This window comes from Legionella gresilensis, assembly GCF_900639865.1.
GTDB lineage: Bacteria > Pseudomonadota > Gammaproteobacteria > Legionellales > Legionellaceae > Legionella_C > Legionella_C gresilensis.
The window spans coordinates 242774-252308 of sequence record NZ_CAAAHX010000003.1; the positions used below are offsets into that span (position 1 = coordinate 242774).

Here is a 9535-nt window from a genome sequence, read left to right on the forward strand (position 1 = left end):
GATAGTTATGGATAATTATATGGATCGTAATCAAGGAATGAATAAAGATTCCTCACGCTCTCAAACTTTTAATCGTGATCAAGATCAAATGATTACAGGCTACTTCCGTGATAAAGATACTGCAGAAAATGCTTATCGTTCTTATCTGGATCGTGGCTATGATCCTAAAGAAATCAACGTCATTATGTCTGAAGATACTCGCCGCAAACACTATGACTCTGATTTAGCCAGAGCAAGCTCAAATAGAAACTTATCTGATTCTGAATTATCTGATTCTGATATAGCTGATGATAATGTTGATGGTGATCGTGTTAAAGAAGGTATGGGGGTAGGTGGTGCGGTTGGTGCTATCGCAGGCGCTACTTTAGGTGCTATTGCTGCTATCGGTACTAACTTAGCCATTCCTGGTTTAGGTTTAGTTATTGCAGGTCCAATTGCAGCAGCACTTGCTGGTGCTGGCGCTGGTAGCCTTTCTGGTGGTTTAATTGGTGCTTTAGCTGGTTGGGGAATACCTGAAGATAAAGCACGCCGATATGAAGAAGGCGTTCGTTCAGGCGGTATTGTTATGGGTGTACGTCGTGACCCTAACCGTGACTATTCAGATCTAGAAAACGATTGGCGTCAATATGATATAGATAACGATCGTCGCTAAAAAGAAGTGTAAAAAAAGGGCGGCAATCCCGCCCTTTTTATTTTTAATAATTAGCCTCTTTAAGCTAAAAAATCGATGAATAAACATCCACTTACATAGAAAAATTCTACTTTTTAAAACTCATAGCAGCTGATTCTTTCCTCTGTTACACTACTATTCCCCAAAATTAAGAGAAACATTTTATGAGGATTTTAAAATTAGCGATATTGCCATTTTTAATTAGCAATCAACTAGCTGCGCAAGGAATAGAGGTAGCAGGCACATTAACACATAAAATAGTTAACACTCATACATCTAATCAATTAAATAAAATTGAACCACCAAAAGAAATTAAACTTCTAAAAATTAAAGTATCAAATAAAGAGAAAGAGTTACTTAACTTAAAAGTAAAAAACTTAACAGCGCTTAATAATTATAATGCTAGATCTAAAGGGCCAGCCCAAATCCAATTAGGCATGAATGATGTACCTGTATTAGATCAAGGGCGTCATGGCACCTGTGTCACTTTTGCCGTAACTGCAGCAATGAACGCAGCCCTTAACCAAGGAGATTATATAAGTCAACTATGCCTATTACAGTTAGGCAACTATTTGGCTGAAAATGGTTATAATTTTAGCGGCTGGGATGGCTCATTAGGCCGGACAGTTATTAATCAAATGGAAACTTTCGGTATTGTTAATAAAGAACAAGAAGCAAATGTGGGTTGCGGTGGTTTAAATAAATATCCGCATGGCGGAGATGATCCAACTACCGCGATGTCTCCTGAAGAATTCCATCGTATAAGCGAGCCTCTTAATCCTGAGAAAGTGCAGTCATTTCCTATTTTAGATCCCTACCAAGCATTTAACGAACGAGTTGATATTAATAAAACATTAGCAGAGGTCAAAAAAGCTTTATTAGCAGGCGATCGGGTGACTTTTGCTGTGTTATTGGTTGATTATGATCTTGGTACAGTGGGCGCTGTTGGTAGTAAAAATACCCTTAATGATACTTGGGTACTTACCCCTGTTATTGCTCGAGATGTTTGGCTGAAAAGTGAGTTTGTAGCAGGCCATGAAATGGTTATTACCGGTTTCGATGATAATGCAGTTGCGAAAGATGATGAAGGCAACAAGCATAAGGGTTTACTAACCTTAAGAAATTCTTGGGGCAAAAATCTTGGCGATAAAGGCAATTTTTATATGAGTTACGACTATTTTAAAGTCTTAGCTTTTGAAGCGCAAAGGATAAAAGCGATACAATCTGAAGAATTCTAAATATTAAAATTATTTCTTAAGGCAATATAAAGAAGAACGTCAAATTAAAGATAAACATTAAAAATTTCTATCAATAGCGGTATTAACAAAACTTATTTTAAGTCAAAATACCGCCTTATACTTCGCTCAGTCGTTAAAAATAATTAAACTTTGTACCGGACAAAAGTTTAAAAAGCCTTCTCCGGTAGAACAGCTAAGCACTGAATAAATTGAAGAAATCCCTTTATATATTTAGAAAAAGTTAGTTAAAAAATTGCGAAAATTATCTAGCCCGCAGCGAAAGAAGCTATTTTGCGGCCTTCTTTGCTTACGTAATGTTTTAAGAGCGATAGGTTTAATAGAAGCTTTCCACTCACCAATCCGATGAGCTCAGACAAAGCTCATAGCAAGGAGAGCGAGTATTTTTTCTATACGATCTTGGTTGGTGACATGGGTATCTTCAAAGCGCCAACTCTTATATTTTAAAGCACAAAAAAGGATTTCAATTTCCCAAGGGCGCAAATAGCAGAAAATCGTATTTTTAGCGGTTGGTTTGTGATCACGATCAACAGTTCACGTGAATTTTTACTACCAGCAAGATAAAGCTCGTGGCCAAAAACAGATACTTTCATGCCAAAGGTTTGATGATGGTGAGTAGCTAGATGAGAAAATAACTGCGCTGCTTGGATGAATTTTTTTCGCTTGCTAATACCCACATCGACATTACCTTTGATGCGCAGATAAAAGGAATATTTTCAGAAACAAGCCATGAAATCAAGGCCTTACTTAGGAATTCTCGGTCAGCTAACAAGCCTTGTATTGATTGCTTGCCAAAAGTGTTTACAAAGCATGACAACAGCTCAATTTGTTCATGAGCATTGCTATTGCCTGCTTTTTTTAATGCCGTCTAAAACAAGGGAATGGCAAGGCCTTCATAGCAAATGGATAACATAAAAACATTAATTGGTTTCTTACCCAATACCAATTTGTTCTATCCATTGTCAGGTAAATTTTACTTTTATCTGTAAAAAATAACACATAAATCCAATGTGAAAGTCTTGTAAAATCAAACTCAAAATAAGCGAAAAATCTTAATACCCGTTTATAACGCGAGTGGATAGACGCTTTACCTTGCATCGCTACTGATAGTTCACTTAAATTAACACTTCTTACTGTAAATAACGTTAATAACATACCCCAAAGCAATCAAGCCTTGCCTTGTGCTAACCTAGTTGATGACCTAAAATTGTTCTTAACTCGCTGATGTAATTCATATATGATCCCATCTCAATCAATATAAGCATATAAATTACAATTAACTTCAGTGAGTTATCTCCCTCTTTTCTGCTCCTTTAAGAGTTTTTGCCCAGTAAAAAGATAATTAACTTCTAAACGGTGTTTACTTAACATTATTTTAATCAACATGTACTAAACTTATATTTTAGATTATCTAATTTTAATTTACTCTTAATATGAGTGTTCATGATGCTTTAATAGACCTACATAATATTTTAAATTATCCTAATGAAGAGGGTCTATGTAACGGGTTTTCTGTACGTTGGTTGGAAGCTTCTCTGTTAGGCAAAGAAGAACAACAACGCTTTGAAAAACGTATCAAGCTTATCGCGTTAACCCCGTTGTCTGAATTACTTGATGCTATTGATGAAGCTAGAGCAAAAAAAGGTAAAGATTTAACAGAGAAAGATTATGAATTACTTGATATTCTTAGTTTCTATGATAGTTTAACATTATTCCATATACCAGCTGATTGGGCTTTTATATTTAAACGTCATTTCCTTAGTCAAGAAGATGTGGAAGATATATCCATTATAGCTTCATCTGATGAAATAAAAAAACGAGGTGGATTAAAACAACTTTATTCAGAGCCCCTAATATTAACTGTAAAAGAAATTGAAACTTATTTAGATGAGCTAAGTCAACTATTTAATACCTCTGATGCGCTATCTAAAGAGCCGATAGGCATTTTACTCGGTAGCGAAGATCATACTATTGCTTTAACGTATCAACCAGGTGTAGGTTGGAATTTTCGTGATATTAATCAAACACCCTTTGATCCCTCTCAAGCTCCCTTCACTAGCCAAAAGATTGCACAAGCAATAAAAAATGGTTTTACCTACAAAAAAATTAGCCCCTACTCCGCTTTTAATGCTCAAGTAATATTAACTAAGAATGATCCTCGTTGTAATACATTAGAGGCACAGCTAAAAGAATTTAAAAAAACTCATCTTATTAATAAAGAGACCGCCGCTCGCAAAACAGATAGTATTAATTTAGTCTATATTGCTGCTCAACATGGTCATCTAGAAGAAGTTAAAAAGCTGATTCAAACTGGCGCAGAATTAAATCTTTGCGATGATGATAATACCACCCCTATCTCGATTGCAGCGCATAATGGCTATACAGAAATTGTAAAAGTATTGATTGATGCTAAAGTGAATTTAGACCAAGCTGATGATTTTAATACGACGCCAGTTTGGGCGGCTGCTCGATACGGTCATACAAAAATCGTTGAGTTATTAGCTCAAGCAGGTGCAGTTTTAAATATGGCCAATACCAATAGGCAGTCGCCACTATGGATTGCTGCTAAAAAAGGTCATATCGAAATAGTTCAACTTTTAATTCAATGTCATGCTAAATTACATGAAGCAGATGCAAAAGGCAGAACACCTTTGTGGATTGCAGCTAAATACGGTCATTCTGAAATCATTGAAATATTACTTAAACATGGCGCAAAAATAGATGAAAAAGATAATAATGGTATTTCACCACTACTTATAGCAGTTAATAATGGGCATGCAGAGGCCGTTAAAACTTTAGTTCAAGCCGGAGTTGATCTAAGTCAAGTAGATGAAAATGGTAAAACTGCGATGTGGGTAGCAGCTAATAATGGATGTACTAAGGTTATCAAAGAATTAGCACACTTAAACCCTGACTTATTAAATAACAAAGATACAGAGGGGGTTACACCTTTGTTAATAGCAGCTAAAAAGGGGGATGCTGAAAGTGTAGAATTGTTAACCCAGTACAAAGATAAAATTGATTTAAACCAAACATTGCAGGGCATGACAGCCATTTTCATTGCCGCTCAAGAAGGCCACTTCATGACTGTTAAAAAGCTCTTAGAGGCACATGTTGATTATACTTTACCTTTTCGGCGAACTGTAAATGACTTAAAACGCTTTGCCCTAATTAAAAAAGGGGCAGATCTACGACAAAAAATTGAAACGATTATACAAGGAAAAAGCGGATCGGATGAAGTATTACTGACACCTTATGATATAGCTAATATTATGGGACATGATAAAATTGCTACACTTATTAAGGAATATGAAGTAAAACAAAGTTTGTCGCAAACAAATTTGTTAAAATCTTTAAATCAGTCATTTTTTTCAATAAAATCTGCAAGTGTTCACTCACCTAAAAACCTTATTTCTGACACTAAGGAAGCGCCAGAACTTGATGGTTTTTAATAACATTTAGGTGTATTACATTAAGTTTATTACATTTAGCTTTTTATAAGCGCTACTAATTATAGCGCTTATTAATTAACTAAGCTTTAAAAGCTATTTTAACCTTTAATCACTGAGTTATCTAAAACTTTACGAGCTTGTTCAGCGCGATAATTTTTTACAGCTTGCTGATATTCTGGATATTTATTCCCTAAAATACTTGCAGCTAAAATGGCTGCATTAATAGCACCTGCTTTACCCACTGCTAAGGTACCAACAGGTATACCTGCTGGCATCTGTACGATAGATAAAAGTGCATCTAAGCCATTAGTAAATGTCGATGAAGGAATAGGAACCCCTAAAACAGGTAATGTCGTTTTAGCAGCAACTACGCCTGGTAAGTGAGCAGCGCCACCAGCGGCTGCAATAAAAACTTCCACCCCATCTTTCTCTGCAGACTTAAGATATTCAAATAATGCTTCAGGCGTTCGATGAGCCGATAAAGCGCGCACTTGATGAGGAATATCTAGAGCATCAAGTACTTTGCTTGCCTCCTCCATTAAAGGCCAATCTGATTTTGATCCCATTAAAATTGCTACTAGTGCTTTTGTCATCACTTTTCCTCAACTATTATTCATTAGACTTCTTATAAATAAACTTAATTGCCTCAACTAGTAAATTACCCTCTAATTGTTGAATACGTGTTTTAAGCGTATAAGGGGTATCCATTGGCAATACCTCACATTGCTTTTGCAAAATAATTGGGCCCGCATCAACCTCTTCATTAACATAATGGACAGTGCAACCACTGTATGTTTCCCCTGCTTCTAATACGGCTTGATGTACATCCAAATCCATTAGGCCTGCATAAGCAGGTAACAGGGAGGGATGGATATTAATTACTTTTTCTTGCCAGCTTTGAATAAATTCAGCCGATAAAATACGCATATACCCAATTAAAATGATTAAATCAACCTGATATTCTTTTAATAATTGGCTTAATTTATAATCGAATTCTTCTCGAGTTAATCCCTTAGCGGAAAGATAAGTTGCAGATAAACCAGCTTGCTTCGCTTTCTCTAAAATAGGTGCTTTTGCTTTATTACTAACGACTATTTCTATTGATGCATTAAGCTTTTTTTGCTTTATTGCATCAATAATCGCTAGTAAATTCGTACCTCGCGTGGAACCTAAAATACCTAAGCGAATCATAATTTATGAATCCTTTTCATATCTTGAATACGCAAGTTAATCAATTGCTCTGTGCCGATATCACTACGGTGAAACAAGGGACCTTCAATCTGAGAAACTGCTGATTCGGCGACTTTTTCAGCGGCAATAATAGTATCTGCGATACCAACATAAGCTGCTGTACGTGACCCTGTTGCAATAATTGTCTGGTTATCAATCTCATTAACAGCTGCCAAATAAAGATTTTGTGTATCATCAACGCGACTAACATCAATTGGAAAATCTTTTAAAGGCTTATCTGGATATCCTTCTGGTACAACATATTTACAGACCGTTGCTTGACTTTTAAATTGTACATTCTCTCTCTTTAAAGACCCCGTTACCATTTGTTGACATATAGTTACAAAATCCGAATCAAGAATTGATAAAATGTTAAGGCATTCAGGATCACCAAAGCGCGCATTAAATTCAATAACAAAGATCCCTTTTTTGGTGGCAATAAAGCTACCGTATAAGATGCCGATGTAATCTTGTTTGCATTCTTTTTTTAAAGCTAAAAATACATCTTGGTTAATTTTGAAAGCGTCAGCAACTTCTTTTTCAGTCAAAAAAGGTAAACTATGATTATGATCAGAGTAACTACCCATTCCGCCTGTGTTAGGACCTTTATCACCTGCATAAGCACGTTTATGATCTTGCACTAAAGGCATGGGAATTAAGGTATTACCATCTGCAAAACACATAAATGAAAATTCTTGACCAATTAATTTTTCTTCAATAATAAAAGTTTGCTTCTTGGCTAAAATTTCGCGTGCAAAAGCCAAAGCGTCATCAGGATTTTTAAGATGTTCGCCAGCAACTTTAACGCCCTTTCCTCCCATTAAACCATTAGCTTTAATGACATAATTTTCTTCACCAAGCTCCAATATAAAGTCATTGACTCCATCTAAACTTGTAAATTTTTTGTAGTTCGGTAGGCCTGAAATCTGGTACTTTTGCATTAAATCGCGGCCAAATTCCTTACTTGTTTCTATTTGCGCTAATGCTTTTTTAGGACCAATTGTTGGAATATTAACTTGCCATAATGCATCGGCCATTCCTGACTCAAGTGGTGCTTCTGGACCAATAATAGCTAAATTTATAAACCAATCCTTAGCCTGCTGACTAACTTCAAGGCAGTTATTAATATTGCCCAGGCTGTATTGCTCACATAATTCCTTTATACCTGGATTAATTAATGTGCCATAACAATATAATTTAGGTTTCTGGTTAGAACGTGTTAAAGCTTTGGCAATGGCATGCTCCCGCGCACCTGATCCAATAATAAGAATATTCATTTGTTATAAATCCTCTATATCACTCTTATTTTTACCACGTGAAGCGTTGCGATAAATTTCTATTTCTTGCATTTTATTTGGTGTAATTTTGCTACAAAAATAGTCCCCATCCATACAAGCCATACATGTTTTATTTATTTTATATTGGCCGCGTCTAGTAACAGCTTCTAATAAATCTTCTTTAGTCTGATAAAGTAAGGCATCAACACCAATAAATTCAGCAATTTCAGCTTCAGTCGAGTTTGCTGCAATTAACTCTTTTTTAGAGGGAATATCAATACCATAGAAACAAGGATTTTTTAAGGGCGGTGCAGTAGATACAAAGTAAATCTGCTTTGCACCAGATTCACGAACCATTTTAACAATTTCCCGTGACGTCGTGCCACGAACAATACTGTCATCGACAATTAAGACAATCTTGTTTTTAATTTCGGTTGGTTGCGGAGTAAGCTTATGACGGATGCTACTTGTACGTGCATTTTGGTCTGGCATAATAAAAGTCCGACCAATAAAGGGATTTTTATATAGGCCTTCTGAATAACGTACACCAAGCTCATGGGCAAAGGAAAGCGCCGCGGTATTGGCTGTAAATGGCGCAGGTATAACAATATCAGGTAAAAGATTAGGGTATTTATTTTTCCACTGGATAGCTAAATTCTGCCCCATACGTAATCGAGCCCGATAGACACTGATATCATTAATCGTCGCGTCAGGTCGTGAAAAATAGACATATTCAAAAATACATGGTCTAAATTCAGCTGCCTTAATAACACGTCGGTAAAGCTTGCCTTTACTATCTACGTAAGCCACTTCACCTGGCAAAATATCACCCTGCGGATTAAAACCTAAAGCATAAAAAGGTGTTGTTTCTGAAGCAAAAATCGTATCTAGCGTACCGTCTTCGTTTTCACGCGTACCCCAGACTAATGGCCGAATACCATGTGGATCACGAAAGGCAATGAGTCCTTTGCCAATTACTAAGCTTACTACTGAATAAGCGCCTTCTAATTTTGCAAAAAGCAAACCAATAACATTACATAGTACATCAAAGAATTTATCGTCATCTTCAATAAAACCAGGACTAATAGCCAGTAAATCAGCAAAGAGGAGCAATAAGACTTCTGAATCAAGGCCTGTATTTAAATGCCGATGCTGCTTGCGTATTTCATGTGCTAATTCCTGATAATTTGATAAATTACCATTATGAGCAAGTGCTATACCGCGTGGGCTACCAATCCACAGAGGTTGAACATCTGCTGCACCGTATCCGCCTGCCGTAGGATAGCGCGTATGTGCAATACCAACACAACCTTTTAAGGACAGTACATTTTCAGCAGTAAACGTTTCACGTACAAGCCCTAAACCATACTTAGAATAAAATCGTTGCTCAGAGGTAAGAATTCCCGCAGCATCTTGGCCTCGATGCTGCAAATGAATTAAGCTTTCATACAACTCATGAGCAACAGCTTTTTGACTATGAATACCGACTATACCGCACATGTTGACTACCTTTAAACCTTAAGCACTTTAAATTTTTAGCTTTATCACAGTCTAGTTCATAAAAAGGGGATTGAATTTAATATGAGATAAAAATTAAAAAATCTTTAAATCTCAGCTCTCCGCAACTTCACTAATCCGACCTCTTGCGAC

9 protein-coding genes are annotated in these 9535 nt (G+C 36.3%); 3 read left to right on the plus strand and 6 right to left on the minus strand.

The annotated features are described in order from the left end of the window. The first annotated feature begins 7 nt into the window (after nucleotides 1–7). Nucleotides 8–652, plus strand: a complete 645-nt coding sequence (locus E1P04_RS04730) for a hypothetical protein (protein ID WP_207385982.1) — start codon at nucleotides 8–10, stop codon at nucleotides 650–652. 182 nt (nucleotides 653–834) lie between these two features. Then, on the plus strand, nucleotides 835–1908 hold the full coding sequence (locus E1P04_RS04735; protein ID WP_131781770.1) for a C1 family peptidase: 1074 nt from the start codon (nucleotides 835–837) through the stop codon (nucleotides 1906–1908). Between the two features lie 461 nt (nucleotides 1909–2369). Here the strand turns inward: E1P04_RS04735 and E1P04_RS04740 are convergent, their stop codons facing one another. Together E1P04_RS04740 and E1P04_RS04745 are read right to left on the minus strand one after the other, a co-directional pair. Next, the gene (locus E1P04_RS04740; RefSeq protein ID WP_131781771.1) at nucleotides 2370–2603 is read right to left on the minus strand and encodes a hypothetical protein; all 234 of its coding nucleotides are present in this window, start codon (nucleotides 2601–2603) and stop codon (nucleotides 2370–2372) included. Between the two features lie 181 nt (nucleotides 2604–2784). Continuing rightward, nucleotides 2785–3093 carry a hypothetical protein gene (locus E1P04_RS04745; RefSeq protein WP_165482675.1) on the minus strand — a complete coding sequence of 103 codons (309 nt, stop codon included), beginning with the start codon at nucleotides 3091–3093 and terminating at the stop codon, nucleotides 2785–2787. A 266-nt stretch (nucleotides 3094–3359) separates the two neighbouring features. Here E1P04_RS04745 and E1P04_RS04750 point away from each other — a divergent pair, with 266 nt between their 5' ends. After that, a complete protein-coding gene (locus E1P04_RS04750) occupies nucleotides 3360–5378 on the plus strand; it encodes an ankyrin repeat domain-containing protein (protein ID WP_131781773.1) in 2019 nt (672 codons plus the stop codon). Nucleotides 5379–5476: 98 nt separating this feature from the next. On the opposite strand, the gene purE is transcribed toward E1P04_RS04750, so the two are convergent. From purE to purF, 4 genes are read right to left on the minus strand one after another with little or no spacing between them, the layout of a single operon-like run. Continuing rightward, nucleotides 5477–5971, minus strand: coding sequence for a 5-(carboxyamino)imidazole ribonucleotide mutase (gene purE / locus E1P04_RS04755; protein ID WP_131781774.1), 495 nt, complete (start codon nucleotides 5969–5971; stop codon nucleotides 5477–5479). Between the two features lie 16 nt (nucleotides 5972–5987). Continuing rightward, nucleotides 5988–6569 carry a phosphoribosylglycinamide formyltransferase gene (purN, locus tag E1P04_RS04760; RefSeq protein WP_131781775.1) on the minus strand — a complete coding sequence of 194 codons (582 nt, stop codon included), beginning with the start codon at nucleotides 6567–6569 and terminating at the stop codon, nucleotides 5988–5990. Continuing rightward, nucleotides 6566–7885 (minus strand): phosphoribosylamine--glycine ligase, encoded by a 1320-nt coding sequence (purD, locus tag E1P04_RS04765; RefSeq protein WP_131781776.1) that lies wholly within the window; start codon nucleotides 7883–7885, stop codon nucleotides 6566–6568. The genes purN and purD overlap by 4 nt, the downstream gene beginning before the upstream one ends. A gap of 3 nt (nucleotides 7886–7888) precedes the next feature. Next, a complete protein-coding gene (purF, locus tag E1P04_RS04770) occupies nucleotides 7889–9385 on the minus strand; it encodes an amidophosphoribosyltransferase (protein ID WP_131781777.1) in 1497 nt (498 codons plus the stop codon). Between the last annotated feature and the right edge of the window lie 150 nt (nucleotides 9386–9535).